Origin of the sequence: Kitasatospora sp. GP30, from assembly GCF_029892145.1 — a bacterium.
Taxonomy (GTDB): Bacteria; Actinomycetota; Actinomycetes; order Streptomycetales; family Streptomycetaceae; genus Kitasatospora; species Kitasatospora acidiphila.
On record NZ_JARZAH010000054.1, the window covers coordinates 1 to 15,853 of the forward strand.

At 70.8% G+C, this 15,853-nt stretch carries 14 protein-coding genes and 3 pseudogenes; 16 read left to right on the forward strand and 1 reads right to left on the reverse strand.

The window, feature by feature from the left end:
- The 9 genes and pseudogenes from P3T35_RS37385 to P3T35_RS37425 form a co-directional block, all read left to right on the forward strand.
- A pseudogene (locus P3T35_RS37385) lies at positions 1-729 on the forward strand (integrase core domain-containing protein); the annotation flags it as partial.
- A 29-nt stretch (positions 730-758) separates the two neighbouring features.
- Positions 759-1,013 (forward strand): annotated as a pseudogene (locus P3T35_RS37390) (SDR family oxidoreductase); the annotation flags it as partial.
- A gap of 2 nt (positions 1,014-1,015) precedes the next feature.
- Complete coding sequence (locus tag P3T35_RS37395; RefSeq protein WP_101383024.1) at positions 1,016-2,008, forward strand: aldo/keto reductase; 993 nt, start codon at positions 1,016-1,018, stop codon at positions 2,006-2,008.
- Positions 2,008-2,748: a (Fe-S)-binding protein gene (locus tag P3T35_RS37400; protein WP_101383023.1), complete on the forward strand. Its 741-nt coding sequence runs from the start codon at positions 2,008-2,010 to the stop codon at positions 2,746-2,748. Before P3T35_RS37395 ends, P3T35_RS37400 begins: the two co-directional genes overlap by 1 nt.
- Positions 2,745-4,195: pseudogene (locus P3T35_RS37405) on the forward strand (LutB/LldF family L-lactate oxidation iron-sulfur protein). Before P3T35_RS37400 ends, P3T35_RS37405 begins: the two are co-directional and overlap by 4 nt.
- Before the next feature lie 377 nt (positions 4,196-4,572).
- Positions 4,573-4,830, forward strand: coding sequence for an LUD domain-containing protein (locus P3T35_RS40515; protein WP_348533457.1), 258 nt, complete (start codon positions 4,573-4,575; stop codon positions 4,828-4,830).
- A complete protein-coding gene (locus tag P3T35_RS37415) occupies positions 4,827-5,138 on the forward strand; it encodes an L-rhamnose mutarotase (protein WP_101383021.1) in 312 nt (103 codons plus the stop codon). The genes P3T35_RS40515 and P3T35_RS37415 overlap by 4 nt, the downstream gene beginning before the upstream one ends.
- Entirely contained in the window at positions 5,135-6,031 is an 897-nt protein-coding gene (locus P3T35_RS37420) for an amidohydrolase family protein (RefSeq protein ID WP_101383020.1), read from the forward strand. Before P3T35_RS37415 ends, P3T35_RS37420 begins: the two co-directional genes overlap by 4 nt.
- A gap of 155 nt (positions 6,032-6,186) precedes the next feature.
- Complete coding sequence (locus P3T35_RS37425; protein ID WP_101383019.1) at positions 6,187-7,122, forward strand: DUF5655 domain-containing protein; 936 nt, start codon at positions 6,187-6,189, stop codon at positions 7,120-7,122.
- A gap of 89 nt (positions 7,123-7,211) precedes the next feature.
- Here the strand turns inward: P3T35_RS37425 and P3T35_RS37430 are convergent, their stop codons facing one another.
- Entirely contained in the window at positions 7,212-7,958 is a 747-nt protein-coding gene (locus P3T35_RS37430; protein ID WP_101383018.1) for a site-specific DNA-methyltransferase, read from the reverse strand.
- Between the two features lie 578 nt (positions 7,959-8,536).
- On the opposite strand from P3T35_RS37430, the gene P3T35_RS37435 reads away from it, so the two are divergent.
- The 7 genes from P3T35_RS37435 to P3T35_RS37465 all read left to right on the forward strand — a co-directional run bounded on the left by P3T35_RS37435 (position 8,537) and on the right by P3T35_RS37465 (position 15,852).
- On the forward strand, positions 8,537-9,706 hold the full coding sequence (locus tag P3T35_RS37435; protein ID WP_101383017.1) for a C40 family peptidase: 1,170 nt from the start codon (positions 8,537-8,539) through the stop codon (positions 9,704-9,706).
- Positions 9,707-9,779: 73 nt separating this feature from the next.
- Entirely contained in the window at positions 9,780-10,088 is a 309-nt protein-coding gene (locus P3T35_RS37440; RefSeq protein WP_101383016.1) for a DUF6112 family protein, read from the forward strand.
- Entirely contained in the window at positions 10,088-10,780 is a 693-nt protein-coding gene (locus tag P3T35_RS37445; protein WP_101383015.1) for a hypothetical protein, read from the forward strand. Before P3T35_RS37440 ends, P3T35_RS37445 begins: the two co-directional genes overlap by 1 nt.
- A gap of 21 nt (positions 10,781-10,801) precedes the next feature.
- Positions 10,802-12,229: an ATP-binding protein gene (locus tag P3T35_RS37450; protein WP_101383014.1), complete on the forward strand. Its 1,428-nt coding sequence runs from the start codon at positions 10,802-10,804 to the stop codon at positions 12,227-12,229.
- A 142-nt stretch (positions 12,230-12,371) separates the two neighbouring features.
- Positions 12,372-13,838: an SCO6880 family protein gene (locus P3T35_RS37455; RefSeq protein ID WP_101383013.1), complete on the forward strand. Its 1,467-nt coding sequence runs from the start codon at positions 12,372-12,374 to the stop codon at positions 13,836-13,838.
- Positions 13,839-13,869: 31 nt separating this feature from the next.
- Complete coding sequence (locus P3T35_RS37460; RefSeq protein ID WP_101383012.1) at positions 13,870-14,322, forward strand: DUF6238 family protein; 453 nt, start codon at positions 13,870-13,872, stop codon at positions 14,320-14,322.
- A gap of 24 nt (positions 14,323-14,346) precedes the next feature.
- On the forward strand, positions 14,347-15,852 hold the full coding sequence (locus tag P3T35_RS37465) for an ATP-binding protein (RefSeq protein ID WP_101383011.1): 1,506 nt from the start codon (positions 14,347-14,349) through the stop codon (positions 15,850-15,852).
- Position 15,853: the final 1 nt, after the last annotated feature.

A 15,853-nucleotide genomic window follows, 5' to 3' on the forward strand; every position in this document is an offset into this window, starting at 1 on the left:
GAGAACCGCACCTGGGGCTAGAGGCGCATCCACGGCGAACTCGCGACCCTCGGCATCAAGGTCGCCGCCTCCACCGTATGGAACATCCTCAAGGAACACGGCATCGACCCCGCACCCGAACGCGACCACACCACCTGGGCAGCGTTCCTGCGATCCCAAACCCACGCCATCCTCGCCGCGGACTTCTTCGAGACCAAGACACTGACCGGAGCGACCGTGACCGTCCTCGCGGTGATCGAGCACGCCACCCGACGCGTGCGGATCCTCGGGGCGACGGCGCACCCCACCGCGGCCTGGCTGACCCAGCTCGCCCGGAACATGGCCATGGACCTTCAGGACACGGGCACCAGGGTGAAGTTCCTGCTCCGGGACCGGGACATCCGCTACCCGGCCGCCTTCGACGCCATCCTGCAGGCCGAGAGCATCGAGATCGTCCAGACCGGCGTCCGAATGCCACGCATGAACGCGATCATGGAGCGCTAGGTGCGATCCTGCCGAACCGAACTCCTCGACCGCACCCTCATCTGGAACCAGGCCCACCTACTCCACGCGCTACACGAGTACGAGCACTTCTACAACACGCACAGGCCCCACCGCAGCCTCGCCAGCGCCGCGCCCCTCCGCCAACTGGCCGAAACCATCACCGAGCCCGACCGGCTCACCCACCTCGACGTCCGCCGACACGACCGCCTCCGCGGCATCCTGCACGAATACCAACATGCAGCGTGACCAGCACGGACGTGGTTCTTGGCACCTACAGAGTCAACTGCGTCAACCCGGGGACAGTGGACACCCCGTGGGTCGGCCGACTGCTCGACGCCTCCGCCGACCCGGCCGCCGAGCGCGCCGCGCTGAACAACCGCCAGCCCACCGGACGCCTCGTCACCGCCGATGAGGTCGCCGCCGCCATCGCCTACCTCGCCTCGCCGGCCTCCGCCAGCACCACCGGCACGGCCTTGGCGGTCGACGGCGGCATGGCGGGCCTACGGCTGCGACCCCTTCCCCAGGGGTGATGATGCGTCAGAACATCCTCGGCTCAAGCACGGTGCGCGTCAGCGAACTAGCCTTCGGTGCCGCCGGCATCGGCAACCTCTTCACGCCCGTCAGCGACCCGGACGCGGCGCTGGCCATCGAGGCGGCGTGGGAGAGCGGAGTTCGCTACTTCGACACGGCCCCGCACTACGGCCTGGGTCTGTCCGAGCACCGACTCGGCGAGGCGCTGCGTGCCCGGCCCCGGGACGAGTACGTCCTGTCCACCAAGGTCGGCCGCATCCTCGAACCCGCCCCGCAGGCGAGCGGCGACGACCTCGCCAACGGCTTCGCCGTCCCGGCCTGTTACAGGCGCCGCTGGGACTTCAGCGCCGCGGGCGTGCGGCACTCCATCGAAGAGAGCCTGAACCGCCTCGGCCTCGACCGGATCGACATCGCCTACCTGCACGATCCGGACGACCACGCAGACCAGGCCCTCGCCGAGGCCTACCCGGAGCTGGCCCGGCTGCGCGCCGAAGGCGTGCTCGGCGCGATCGGCGTCGGCATGAACCAGCCGGACCTGCTGGCCCGGCTCATCCGCGAGACCGACGTCGACGTGGTCCTGCTGGCCGGCCGCTACAGCCTGCTCGACCAGCGGGGCCTTGCCGAACTGCTGCCGCTGGCGGCCGAACGAGGGGTCGGGGTGGTGGTCGGCGGCGTGTTCAACTCCGGTCTGCTCGCCGATCCCAAGCCCGGCGCCACCTTCGACTACACCGCCGCACCCGCCGAGTTGCTGGCGCGAGCCTTGGAACTGAAGGCGGTCTGCGAGCGCCACGGCGTGCCACTGCGGGCAGCCGCCCTGCGGTTTCCGTTCGGTCACCCGGCCGTGGCCGGCGTCCTGGTCGGCATGCGCAGCGCCGCCGAAGCCACGGACGGGGCGGCCATGCTCCTCCACCCTGTCCCGGTCGCCCTCTGGGGCGAGCTCAAGGAGCGCGGGCTGATCCCGCCCGAGGTCCCGACCCCAGAGGAAGTGCGCTGATGCGCATCGCTCTCTTCATCACCTGCTTCAACGACACCATGTATCCCGGCACCGGTCGGGCCGTGGTCACCGTGCTGGAACGGCTCGGCCACACCGTCCACTTCCCGCAGGAGCAGAACTGCTGCGGGCAAATGCACTTCAACACCGGCTACCGCCCGGACGCCGTCCCGCTGGTCGCCCGCTTCGCCCGCACCTTCGCCGACTACGACGCCGTGATCACCCCGTCCGCCTCCTGTGCCGGCATGATCAAGGAGAACCACCCGCTGCTCGCGGAGAAGTACGGCCACGACCAACTGCGCAGCAGTGTGTCCGACCTGGTGCCCCGGGTCCACGAGTTCACCGAGTTCCTCACCGACGTCCTGAAGGTCACCGACGTGGGCGCGTACTTCCCGCACCGCGTCACCTACCACCCCACCTGCCACTCGCTGCGCGGGCTGCGCCTGGGTGACCGACCGCAGCAACTCCTGCGCGCGGTAAGAGGAATCGACCTGGTCGACCTCCCCGCCGCAGAATCCTGCTGCGGCTTCGGCGGCACCTTCGCGGTCAAGAACGCCGACACCTCCAGCGCCATGCTCGCCGACAAGGCGGCCGGCGTACTCACCACCGGCGCCGAGGTGCTCTGCGCCGCCGACAACTCCTGCCTGATGCACATCGGCGGCGGCCTGTCCCGCCAGGACAGCGGCGTGCGGACCATGCACCTGGCCGAGATCCTCGCCAGCACGGAAGGAGACACCCTGTGAGTTCCCGAGGAGTGGTCTGGCTCGACACCCCGTCCTTCCCCAAAGCCGCCCGCACCGCGCTGAAAGACGATCAGCTGCGCGCCAACCTGAAGCGGGCCACAGGCACCATCCGCGACAAGCGCCTCGCCGTGGCCGCCGAACTGGACGACTGGGAGGAGCTGCGCGACGCCGCAGCCGCCATCAAGAACCGCATAGCGCGCCATCTCGACCACTACCTCGTCCAGTTGGAGAAGTCCGTCACCGCCGCCGGCGGCACCGTGCACTGGGCGAGCGATGCTGCCGAGGCCAACCGGATCGTCACCGAGCTGGTCTGGGCCACCGGCGAACGCGAGGTGCTGAAGGTCAAGTCGATGGCCACCCAGGAGATCGGCCTCAACGAGGCGCTGGCGGAGGCCGGTATCACCGCCTACGAGACCGATCTCGCCGAGCTGATCGTGCAGTTGGGCGACGACCGCCCCTCGCACATCCTGGTGCCGGCGATCCACAAGAACCGCAACGAGATCCGCGACCTGTTCGCCGCCGAGATGGCCAACTGGGGCGAGCCGGCCCCCGAGGGCCTCGGCGACAGCCCTGCAGCGCTCGCCGAAGCGGCCAGGATGCATCTGCGGCAGAAGTTTCTCACCGCCAAAGTCGCCGTCTCCGGCGCCAACTTCGCGGTCGCCGACACCGGCACGGTCACCGTGGTGGAGTCCGAGGGCAACGGCCGGATGTGCCTGACCCTGCCGCAGACCCTGATCACCGTGATGGGCATCGAGAAGGTGGTCCCCACCTGGTCCGACCTGGAGGTGTTCCTGCAACTGCTGCCGCGCTCCTCCACCGGCGAGCGGATGAACCCCTACACCTCCACCTGGACCGGCGCCACCGAAGGCGACGGGCCGTCAGAGTTCCACCTGATCCTGCTCGACAACGGCCGCACCGACACCCTCGCCGACACCGTCGGCCGCCAGGTGCTCGCCTGCATCCGCTGTTCGGCCTGCCTGAACGTCTGCCCCGTCTTCGAGCGCACCGGCGGCCACGCCTACGGCTCCGTCTACCCCGGGCCGATCGGCGCCGTGCTCACCCCGCAACTGGTCGGCGTCGAGCAGGCCTCCTCGCTGCCCTTCGCCTCCACGCTCTGCGGAGCCTGCTACGACGCCTGCCCCGTGAAGATCAACATCCCCGAGGTGCTCGCCCACCTACGGGCCGAGGTCGTCCAGGCCAAACGCGGACCGCTCAACCCGGAGGCACTGGCGATGAAGGCCGCCGCCACCGTCCTCGACTCCCCGCGCCTGCTCTCCGCCGCGCAGAAGGCCGCCTCACTCGGCGGTCGGGCCATCGCCCGAAAGGGCCGGATCGGGCGGCTGCCCGGACCGGTGCTGCGCGACTGGTCCGGCTCCCGCGACACCCCCGCCCCCCGGCCGAGTCCTTCCGCAGCTGGTGGCGCAAGAACCGCGAAGGTCACCAGTGACAACCAGCCGCGAGAGCATCCTCGCCCGCATCCGCACCGCGCTCGCCGACGTCCCGGCGGCCGAGAGGCCGCAGGACGTGTCCGTACCCCGGGCATACCGCCGCAGCCACCTCGCGCCAGGCGAGGACGTCATCGCCCTCTTCGCCGAGCGGGTCGCCGACTACCGCGCCACCGTGACCCGAACCACCCAGGACGACTTGCCCGCCGCCATCGCCGTCGCCCTCACCCAGCGCGACGTCCGCAACCTGGCCCTGCCGGGCGCGTTTCCCCTCGAACTGCTGCCACCGGGCGACTGGCAGTGGCACTCCGAGCCACTGACCGTACCGGCTCTGGACGCCCTCGACGGCGCCATCACCCTGGCCGCCGTCGGCATCGCCGTGACCGGCACCATCGTCCTGGACACCGGGCCGGGCCAGGGCCGGCGCGCCCTCACCCTGGTCCCCGACTACCATCTGTGCGTAATCCGCGCCGAGCAGATCGCCGAGGACGTCCCTGACGCTCTCGCCCGACTCGACGCCACCCTGCCGCTCACCTTCATCTCCGGCCCGTCCGCCACCAGCGACATTGAACTCGACCGGGTGGAGGGCGTGCACGGCCCCCGCACCCTGGACGTCATCATCGTGGAGCACTCATGAGGATCGCCCTGCACACCCGCGTCCGCCCCGACCGCATCGAGGAGTACGAGGCCGCGCACCGCGAAGTACCCGCCGAACTCACCGCCGCCATCCGCGCAGCGCGCGTGAGCGAATGGACCATCTGGCGCAGCGGCACCGAGCTCTTCCACCTGCTGGAGTGCGAGGACTACGCCCGCCTGCTCGCCGAACTGGAGCAGCTGCCGGTCAACGTCACCTGGCAGGCCCGGATGGCCGACCTGCTCGACGTCGTGCACGACTACTCCGACGACGGCTGCTCGGCCGGGCTCCCGGTGGTGTGGCAGCTGTGACCGGCCGCCGGATCATCGACGCCCACCACCACCTCTGGGACCTGACGGTCCGCCCCCAGCCATGGATCACCGGCGAGCACCTCGCACCCCTCGCCCGCTCCTTCACCGCCGCCGACCTCGCCCCCGAGGCGAAGTCGGCCGACGTGGTCGGCACGGTCCTCATCCAGACCGTCTGTGTCCCCGAGGAGACCCCGGAACTCCTGGCCCTGGCTCACCACAGCGACCTGATCCGCGGCGTCCTCGGCTGGACCGACCTCACCGCCCCGAACGTCGCCGACGCCATCGCGGCACTGCGCGAACTCCCTGGTGGCGACCGCTTGGTGGGCATCCGCCATCAGGTCCAGGACGAACCCAACCCCAACTGGCTGCTGCGCCCCGACGTACGCCGCGGCCTTCGCGCCGTCGCCGACGCCGGACTCGCATACGACCTCGTCGTCAAGCCCCACCAAATCAACGCCGCCGCACTGACCGCAGCCCACCTGCCCGAACTGACCTTCGTCCTCGACCACCTCGGCACCCCCCCCATCGCCGCCGGCACCCTCGAGCCCTGGGCAACCCACCTGCGCCGACTCGCCGCCCTGCCCAACACCGTCTGCAAGCTCTCCGGCCTGCTCACCGAAGCCAAGCCCGGCAGCTGGCGCACCGAAGACCTCAAGCCCTACGCGTGCACCGCCGTGCAGGCCTTCACCCCGCAACGGCTGCTCTTCGGCTCGGACTGGCCGGTCTCCACCCTGGAAGCCGACTACTGCACGGTCGTCAGGATCGCCGAACAGCTCGTCAACTGGCTCAGCCCCACCGAGCAAGACGCGATCTTCCACAACAACGCGACTCGTGTCTATGCCCTCCAGGACAGGACGCCTCCCACCGACGAGCGCAACCGCCCGACCGGCTGAGCCCGCCAACCCCTCTGGGCCTGGCGGCCGAGCAGACTACCGTCCTGCCCGCCGGCCTCGTCGTCGTGTGGCTGGGGCTCAGGTCCTGACACTCCGGAATAGAGCAGTCCTCATTTCGATTGGTCTTCTCGTACGACCGTTCGGATTGGGGCTGGATGAGCGATCTCAAGGTGTTTCGGCTGGCGGCAGACGGCCAGGACGTGGAGCTGCGCAGCTCGACGGTGGCGCTGGAGGTGCAGTTGCAGCGCCGGGTGGAGGCGAGCATGGAGGCCATGCTCGGCATCCGGTTCCTGGCGTCGGAGTACCCGACCGGTCCGTGGCACCGGGGGCGGGTGGACTCGCTGGGCTTGGACGAGAACGGCGTGCCGGTCGTGATCGAGTTCAAGAAGGGCAACGACAGCGGAGTCGTCTCGCAGGCGGTCTCCTACCTCACCTGGGTGAAGAGCAGCCACCACGAGTTCGAGGCCCTCGTCCGGGAGAAGCTGGGGCCGGAGGCGGCTGAGTCCATCGACTGGCGTGCGCCCCGGGCGCTGTGTATCGCGGCCGGGTTCTCGCACCACGACCGGGTTGCCGTTGGTGACCTGGGTCGGCAGTGGCCGATCGAGCTGGTCCGCTACCGGATCTTCGACGGCGGGCTGCTGAGCCTGCAGCTGGTCGAGCCGGTCTCCGCTGCCGTCAGCCAGGCAGCCATGCGCAGACGCCCCGCGCCTTCGGTGCCGGCGGCTGCCGCCGAGGTGGCCGAGGTGCCGGTCGGCGGCGACGTACCGGAGTGCCTCCGGGATCTGTACGCCGAGCTGGACGAGGTGCTCACCGCGTCGGGCGAGGTGGAGACCGTCGTCCTCAAGCACTACATCGCTTACCGGCGGCTGCAGAACGTGGCCAGCGTGATCTTCCGGCCTTCGGTTTCGCACCGGGTGATCCTTGTGTACCTGCGCCTGGACCCGGACACGGTAGAGCTGGAGGAGGGCTTCACGCGCGACATGCGCGGGATCGGGCACCTGGGCACCGGGGACCTGGAGGTGCGGATCGCCTCGGCGGCCGACCTGGAGAAGGCGGGCCCGCTGATCGAGCGGGCGGTTCAGGCGGCCTGACGAAACGGCGAGGGCGGCTGGAGCTCATGCTCCAGCCGCCCTTCTGTGTCTGGGGGCCTGTCGGTGCCGGCTGTCCGGGGTTCTCACTGTCACGCCTCCGGTCCGGCGAGGACGAAGTCGTCCTGCGTCAGTTCGGCGCGCAGGCGCTGTTCGGCCACGTCCGCGTAGTGCGGCGAGAGTTCGGCGCCGACGAATCGACGGCCTTCGCGTAGGGCGGCGACGCCGGTCGAGCCGCTGCCGGTGAACGGGTCGAGGACCACGCCGTTCTCGGGGCAGATCCGGACGAGCTGCTGCATGATCTCCAGCGGCTTCTGCGTGATGTGGACCCGGTCCTTGCGGGGCTGGCTCGCGATGAAGTGGCCGGGCAGGTAGAGGTCCCGGCTGTTGTCGAGGGTGCCCTTGACGCCCCAGATGATGAACTCCGCGCTCTGCTTGAAGCCGCCCTTGCGCGGACGGCTGGCGGGCTTGATCCACGGGATGGTGCCCTGCCACGTCCAGCCCGCCATCTGCAGCGCGTCGCTGGTGGTGGGCTCCTGCCGCCAGTCGGAGAAGACCATCGCCACCGAGTGCTCGGTGCTCGCCCGGTACGCCTCAGTCAGCAGCTCGGTGAGCCAGGACCGGTAGGAGCGCTGGTCGCGGTTCTCGCCGGGGAAGGTCTGCAGGTCGTGGGCGACGCCGGTCTGCACGTACTTGGCGCGGGCGTCGCGGCTGGTGCGCTCGGAGCTGGTCCGGCCGCCGCTGTTGTACGGCGGGTCGGTGATCACCGCGTTGACGCTCTCGTCGGGCAGGGACTTCAGGACGGTGAGAGCGTCGCCTCGGTGCAGCTTGTAGCTCATGGGTTCTTCCTTCAGGGCGTGGTTGGGCCCGCTCCGGGCGGCGCCGGCGGCAGCCGCCGGGAGCGGGGATGCCGAGGAAGGTAGCGGCGATCGGCGGCCGTACCTAACGAGCAGCAGCGAGGGTGACGGGCTTGGTCGGGGGTCATTTGGTGCGGCCGACTTTCGCGTCTACTGTCTCGCCATGCCAACCGGGCCGGTGGCCAACTCGGCCCGGGACAGCTCGTGTTGTCGTGTGTTGTCTCGTCCAACGGGGGCAGCGCACGGACCCACGCCCTCACCCTTCCCGACCCGCACAGGAGGCCATCGTGTTCCGGCTGAGATTACGAGCGCGGCTGGCTGCCGCGCGTGACCCGAGACCGGCGTCCGGGAGCTACCAACTCCCCTGACCCGGGCCCGCCCTGAGCGAGGGCGGTTTCACGACCGGCGCGGTGCCGGTGACTTCTTCGCACGAGAGTCCGGCACCGCGCCCTCCTACGAATCCCGCAAGGAGCCGCTGCGATGCAGCCTGCCCTGGCACACCCGTGCCCTCATCCGCCCCCGCCAACTGCCCTGTGCCACTTCGTTGATCGGCGGCGGCCGTGAAGAAGACCGCTGGCGCACTCTTCAGCGTCCTCGCCTGCGGCCCGCTGATGCTCGCCCTGCCGGTGGTGATCGTCGGCGCGGGCAACGCGTCGGCGGCCTCCGCCTCGTGTGGCGGCGGTGCACAGGGTGTGGACAGTTCCGCCGTCGCTGCGCAGGTGGAGTCGATCCTCAAGGGCTCCAGCCCGCTGTCGGCGCCGAACGTGGCCGGGCTGGACAAGCCGGACGAGCAGATCCCGAACGCCAAGACGATCCAGGCCACCGGCGTCGCGATGCACATCCCCGTCCGCGGGCAGATCGTCGCCCTGGCAACGGCGCTTCAGGAGAGCGGACTTCGCAACATCAACTACGGGGACCGCGATTCGCTGGGCTTGTTCCAGCAGCGACCCTCGCAGGGCTGGGGCACGGCAACACAGATCATGCAGCCGGTCTACGCCTCGACGAAGTTCTACGAGGCGCTCCAGCAAGTCAACGGCTGGCAGTCGATGACCGTCACCCAGGCCGCCCAGGCGGTGCAGCGCAGCGGTTTCCCCGACGCGTACGCGAAGTGGGAGCCGCTGGCAACCGCGCTGCAAAAGGCGATCGAACCGCTGCTCACTCCCGCCGGCGCCGCCCAGCCGCCCGGGGGAAGCCCAAAACCGGCCCCGTCTCCTTCGGGCACCAGCACCGCGAGCCCGTTGCCGGGCACCGGCGGCTGCGGGACGGGCGGCGACGGCAGCAACTTCGGGACCATCCCGGCGGGCTCGCTCCCGGCCGGGTACACGATCCCGACCGACGCTCCCCCGCAGGTCCAGACTGCGATCAGGTGGGCACTCGGCCAGTTGGGCACCCCGTACCAGTGGGGCGGCAACTGCAACGACCCTCACGGCGCCGACCCGATGGGCCGCTGCGACTGCTCCTCGCTGATGCAGGCGTCCTACCGGGCGGCCGGGGTCACGCTCTCGCGGACGACCTATACGCAGGTCGGCGAGGGTCAGCCGGTGACGGTCGACTCGCTGAAGCCCGGTGACCTGCTGCTCACCGAAGGAACGGCCCAAGTGCCCGAGCACGTCGGCATGTTCATCGGCGGCGGCCTGATCGTTCAGGCCCCGCACACAGGCGACGTGGTCAAGATCTCGACCCTCGCCGAATGGCGGCCGCAGATCCTCGCCGCCCGCCGCGTCGTCTGACCGGCATTCCTCCCCTCCCCCTTCCTTCCCTATCGGGCTGCCTTCACCTGCCCATATTCAAACTGGAGTCCCTATGTTTCTCGCGGACGCGGCCACGCAGCTCGCCTTCGACCCCGGCATCACCCCGAACGAGGGCGGCCTGCCCGGTCTTTCGGTCCTCAAGCAGGTCATGGGCTCGATCAACCTGTTCGGGATCATCGCGATCGTCGGCGCGCTCGCGGTGAGCGCCGGGGTGTGGGCCTGGGGTCACCACTCCGGCGGCCACCAGGCGGAGGCCAACGGCAAGAAGGGCGTGCTGGTCAGCGCGGGCGCCGCTCTTCTGATCGGTGCGGCGAACGGCATTGTGGCCTTCTTCTCCGGGCTGGGCGGCCAGGTTCACTGATGCAGAATCGTTCCTTCACCCGTGAAGGCGTGTCCGGCGGCGCATCGCGCGTGCGCCGCCGGGCGCTGCTCGGACTCGTGGTCCTGGTGGTCCTCGTCGTCCTGGCCGGCGCCCTCGCCTACTTCACCCGCGGCACTCGGACTGCGCCCAACCCTGCTTCTCACGTGGCAAGTTCGCCAGCCCCGGCCTCTGTTTCCGCGTCTGCGTCGGCGGCAGCGGGCGGTGCCGGTTCGGTGCCGCTGCCGCCATCGACGCACGATCCGATCGCCTACTCGAAGGCGGCGGCGGCGGCGCTGTGGTCGTACGACACCCGCTCCTACTCGCAGCCGGAGCTGGTGGCCGGCCTCCACCGGTGGCTGACGACCGAGGGGAGTTACGCGGACGCCGACTCGGTGGACCGCCTGGTGCCCTCGCCGCTGCTGTGGGGACGGATGGCCGACTCCGGCCAGTTCGCCACCGCGACCGCGGACGAGGCGCACTTCCCGGACACGTTCACCAGGGCGCTGCAGGCCGATCCGGGGGCGATCAAGCAGGCGTACATCTACGCCGTCACCGTCACCGGCAAGCAGTCGATCTCCTGGAACGGCGCTCCGCAGGGTGGGGCCGAGGACCGCTCGTCCACCCTCGCCGTCCAGTGCCGCCCTGACCGTCCCTGCGCTCTGGTCGGCGTGCTGCCGACCGTCTCGCCCTAATCCCAGGAAGGAGGTTCTCCCATGGGTGTCTGCGACGTCCCCATGATCAGCCAGGTCTGCGAGGCGGTCGACGCGATCAACTTCGTCTCCGATCCGGGCAAGAGCATCACTGACGGCATCGGTGCGTGGATCACCAAGTCGATGACGGAGCTGGCGACCAGTGCCGTCAACCTCGCCTCGCAGGCTGTCAACCAGACCACCGGCATCGACCTCAACGCCTCGTGGTTCAGGCAGAACTACGAGCTCATCCTGCCGATCGGCCTGATCCTCACGGTCGGAACGTTCTGCGCTCAGCTGATCCTCGCCGCCTGGCGGCGCGACGACCGGGCACTGGCCCGCGCGGCCTGGGGCACCATGACCGGCGTCCTGTTCAGCTTCTGCGCGATCTCCTTCACCTCGGTTGCGGTGACGGTCGTCGACGCACTATCCGATAGCTTGTTCAAGGCCGCCGGAACCAATCTGGACGACGCGGTCCGGAGGATCATCAAGGTCTCCGAACTCGGCGCCATGTACGGGCTCGGCTGGACGATCCCCTCGCTCGTGGCCATCGGATGCGCGATCGGCGCGTTCCTCTACTGGGGCACGATGGTCGCCCGCAAGGTCGGAATCCTGGTCCTGGTCGTGCTCGCCAGCTTCGCCGGGGCCGGCGGCGGCTGGGAGGTCGCCCAGCGCTGGCGGCGCGGCTGGATCGAGGCCACCGCCACTCTGGTGGCGTCGAAGCTCCTGATGACCATCGTGTTCATCACCGGCATCTCCGCGATCGGCAACTCGAACGCCAAGGACGGGATGAGCGCTCTCTCCGACGCCATGGCCGGTGTCGTGATCATGGTGCTCGTCCTGCTGTGCCCGTACGCCTGCTACAAGTTCATCCACTGGGCGACCGACGGCTCCGGCCACGACGACATGCACCGCACCGGCGTCGCCGGTGTCGCGGTAGCTGCTGGTGCCGCGAAGACCGCCGCCGGCCTCGCGATGCGGATGGGCACCGGTGTCCCGGCCCCGCAGGGCCCCAGCCACGTCCCCGGGATGGACGGCGGCGACGCCTCCTCCGGCATCGACCCGACCGGCCGGATCAGCAAGGAAGGCATCGACGCCGGCCCCGCCCAGCAGCCGACGAAGTTCCGCTTCGGCGAAGACCCGGCCGCACCCGGCGACCGCGGACGCGCCCTGGTCACCCGGCCCGGCATCCCGGCCCTGATCACCCGGGCCGCACCCGGCTCAGGTGATGGGCAGACGTCGTCCGGCGGTGGCCAGGACGGAGTCGCGGCCCAGCCTGCCACTCCGTCCGCGCCGGAACTGTCGACGACCCCGGCTGCACCCGCGCCCCCGGCGCCCGGTCCGGCCCCCTCGGCTCCGGCACCGCCGGCACCGGCAGCCACTGGGCCATCCCCGGCCGGAGCACCGTCTCGGTTCGTCTTCCCGAACCGGCCCACCGAGCCCGATTCCTGACCGGTCCTCGTTCCCGGGGTGGGCGGCCCTCACCGCCCACCCCGGACCCCGACCCGAACTCTCGAAGGAGCCCCGCGATGACGTCCAGAAGAGCGCCGCGCCCCCGACCGCCGCCCGCATGCTCACCCCCTCTGGAACCCCGATGCCCTCCTCGACGCCCGACGCCCCTGCGTCCGTCAAGTTCCCCCACCGCAGCCGCCGCGGCATCCTGCTCGGCCTGAGCGCCCCGCAGCTGATCACCTGCGCCACCACCGGCCTGCTGCTGCTCGCCGTCCTCACCACCCGGGGCGTCACCGGCGCCCTGCAGCTCATACCCCTGTGGGCTGCAGTCGCCGCCCTGGTGTTCATCCGCTACCGGGGCCGCACCCTCGCCGACTGGGCACCTATCGCCGCCCGCTACGGCCTGCGGCGCCTGCGCGGACAGCTGATCTGGCTCGTCCGCCCCTCCTCCCGCCCGGTGCGCGAGGGTCTGCTGCACCTGCCCGGCAGCGCGGCCAGCCTGCGCGTGGTCACCGCCCCGGACCGTCGCTACGGCGCCGTCCATGACCCGCACGCCGGCACCCTCACCGCGATCGTCAAGGTCAGCAGCCGCGCCTACGCCCTCCTGGACCCCGGTACCCAGAGCGCCAACGTCAACGGCTGGGGGCGCGCGCTCGCGGCGCTGGCCCGCACCGGCCAGGTCGCCCGCATCCAGGTGGTGGAGCGGACCGTTCCCGACACCGGCGACGCGCTTCGCCGCTACTGGGAGGAGCACGGCCGCCCCGACGCACCGCTCGCTGGTGAGCTGTACGGGGAGCTGATCCGCGGTGCTGGTCCGGCCGCGGCCCCGCACGAGGCGTACGTCGCCGTGGCCATGGACTTCAAGGCTGCGCGACGGCTGATCAACCAGGCCGGAGGCGGCCTGACCGGCGGCTTCGCGGTCCTGGCCCAGCTCACCTCCGCGTTCGAGCAGTCCGCCCGCACCGCCGGCCTCAACCCGACCGGCTGGCTCAACGCCGGAGAGATCGCCGCCGTCGCCCGCACCGCCTACGATCCGAAGTCCCGTGCGGCGCTGGACCGCTGGTCCGAGGACGGGCGCCCGGCCGCCGACCCTGCCGCCGCCGGCCCGGTGGTCGTGGTGGAGAAGGCCGACCACATCTCGACCGACTCCGCCCACCACACCACCTACTGGGTGGAGAACTGGCCCAGGACGCAGGTCAACCCCGGCTTCCTGCACCAGCTCATGTTCGCCTCGGGGGTACGCCGCACCATCTCGCTCTGCTACGAGCCGAAGGACCTGGACTCGGCGATGCGCGATGTCCGCCGCAAGAAAGCCAGCGTCATCGCCGACTCGGCCGAGCGCGCCCGCAAGGGCCAGGTCGCCAGTGAGGCCGACTCGGTGGAGTACCAGGACATCCAGGACCGCGAGCGACAGCTGATCGCCGGCCACGCCGACGTCGCCCTCACCGGTCTGCTGACCGTCTCCGCCGACACCGAGGACGAACTGCGCGCCGCCTGCGCCGTGGTGGAGACCGCGGCCGTCGGCGCCCAGCTCGACCTGCGCCCGCTCACCTGGCAGCAGGCCGAGGCGTTCACCGCCTCCGCGCTGCCGTTCGCCCTCGCCGCCTGATGCCGGCCCGCCCTCCCTCTGAAAGAGCACCCTGATGCCGGCCTCCACCGCCACCGCGCAGGACTTCGTCCCATACGCGACCGCCGCGATCGACTTCCACCGCGCGCTCAACGTCCCAACCGGCCCGCTGGTCGCCTCCCGCACCGAACTCGACTGCCTGCACGAGCACTTGGTCTCGCTGCACGGCCTTCTCGACGCCCACACCCAGCGCACCTCCCCGCTGCTGCCCGCCGAGGGCGACCACCTCAAGGCCGCCCGCACCCGCCTGTGGCAGGCCGCCGACCACCTCCACGCCGCCTACCACGCCTCGCCCCGGCTTGGCAGCGGCGAGGTTCCCGGCCCCGACGCATGCCGCGCCCGCCTGCCCGAGGGCGCGCCGGAGCTGAGCATCTGCCGCCGCCACCAGGAAACCGCGCAGCTGGTGCGCCGCCGCACCACCCCCGCCGACCTGCACACCCCGTTCACCGGCCTCGTCCGCCGCTGACCCCGCACCCCGGAATCCGTGATCATGCCCAGGAACCGCGCCACCGCCTCCCACCTGTTCGTCCCGCGCAAGAGCACCCGAGCCGACCGCCGCTCCGCCCGTACCGGATTCGCCGAAGCCCGCACCAAGGCCCGCCTCGCCACCCTGCCCGCCGTGCGACGCGAGCGCGAGGGCGCCGACCCCGAACTCCGGCCCGTCTACCCGGCCTCCGGCCGTCCCGGCCCCGCCTCCGCGCGCGGCGGCAAGCTCCGCCTGCCCAAGCACCGCATGACCACCGCCGTCGCCGGCGGGGCCTACCCCTTCCTCGCGGAGGCCGGCCTCGGAGCCGAGGGGATCTTCATCGGCCGCGACCTCCACGCCGAAGGCTCCTTCTGCTACCACCCCTTCGCCCTCTACAACTCCGGCCGAATAGAGGGGTTCACGAACCCGAACGGGATCCTGTGCGGCATCATCGGCATGGGCAAGAGCGCGCTCGCCAAGTCCATCGCGACTCGGGCCATCGCCCACGGCTACAAGATCTACATCCCGTCCGACCCGAAGGGTGAGTGGTCGGGCCTGGCCGAGGCACTCGGCGGCCAGACCATCGCCCTGGGCCCCGGCCTGCCCGGCAAGCTCAACCCGCTGGACGCACCGCAGCGTCCGGACGGGGTGAGCGAGGAGGACTGGACCAGCGAGGTCCGCAAGCGGCGCCTCCTGCTGCTGGCCAGCCTGGCGGCCACCGTGCTCAAGCGCGATCTGCTGCCGATGGAGCACACCGGCCTGGACGTCGCCCTCGACCTGGCCGTCGCCGACGCCGAGGCGCACAGCACGGTGCCACTGCTCGGCGACATCGCCCACGTCCTCGGCCGCCCCGAACGCCTCGACGCCGCCCTCGGCGACCAGGCGGGCAGCCTCGGCCACGCCATCGACGACCTCGCCCACGCCTTGCGCCGCCTGGTCCACGGCGACCTCAGCGGCATGTTCGACGCGCCGTCCACCGTGACGTTCGACCCGAACGCGCCGATGCTCTCCATCGACCTCTCCCGGCTCGGCAGCAGCGGCGACGACACGGCCCTGGTGCTGGCCATGACGTGCGCGAGCGCGTGGATGGAGTCCGCCCTCGCGGACCCAACTGCTGGTCGCAGGTGGGTGATCTACGACGAGGCGTGGCGGATCATGCGGCACGTCGGGCTGCTGGAGCGGATGCAGCAGCAGTGGAAGCTCAGCCGAGGATTGGGCATCGCCAACCTGCTGATCCTGCACCGGCTTTCTGACCTGCTGTCCGCTGGCGACGCCGGATCGCGCGGGCGCGTTCTCGCCGAGGGCCTTCTGGCCGACTGCTCGACCCGGATCATCTACCGCCAGGAGCCGGACCAGATCCCCGCCGCCATGGCTCTGCTCGGGCTCACCGGTGTCGAGGCCCAAGCCATCGCCGCCCTCACTCGCGGCCGGGGCCTGTGGAAGGTCGCCTCGCTCTCCTTCATCGTGCAGCACATCCTCCACGCCAGGGAGAAGCAGCTGTATGACACCGACTTCCGCATGGCTGCCTGAC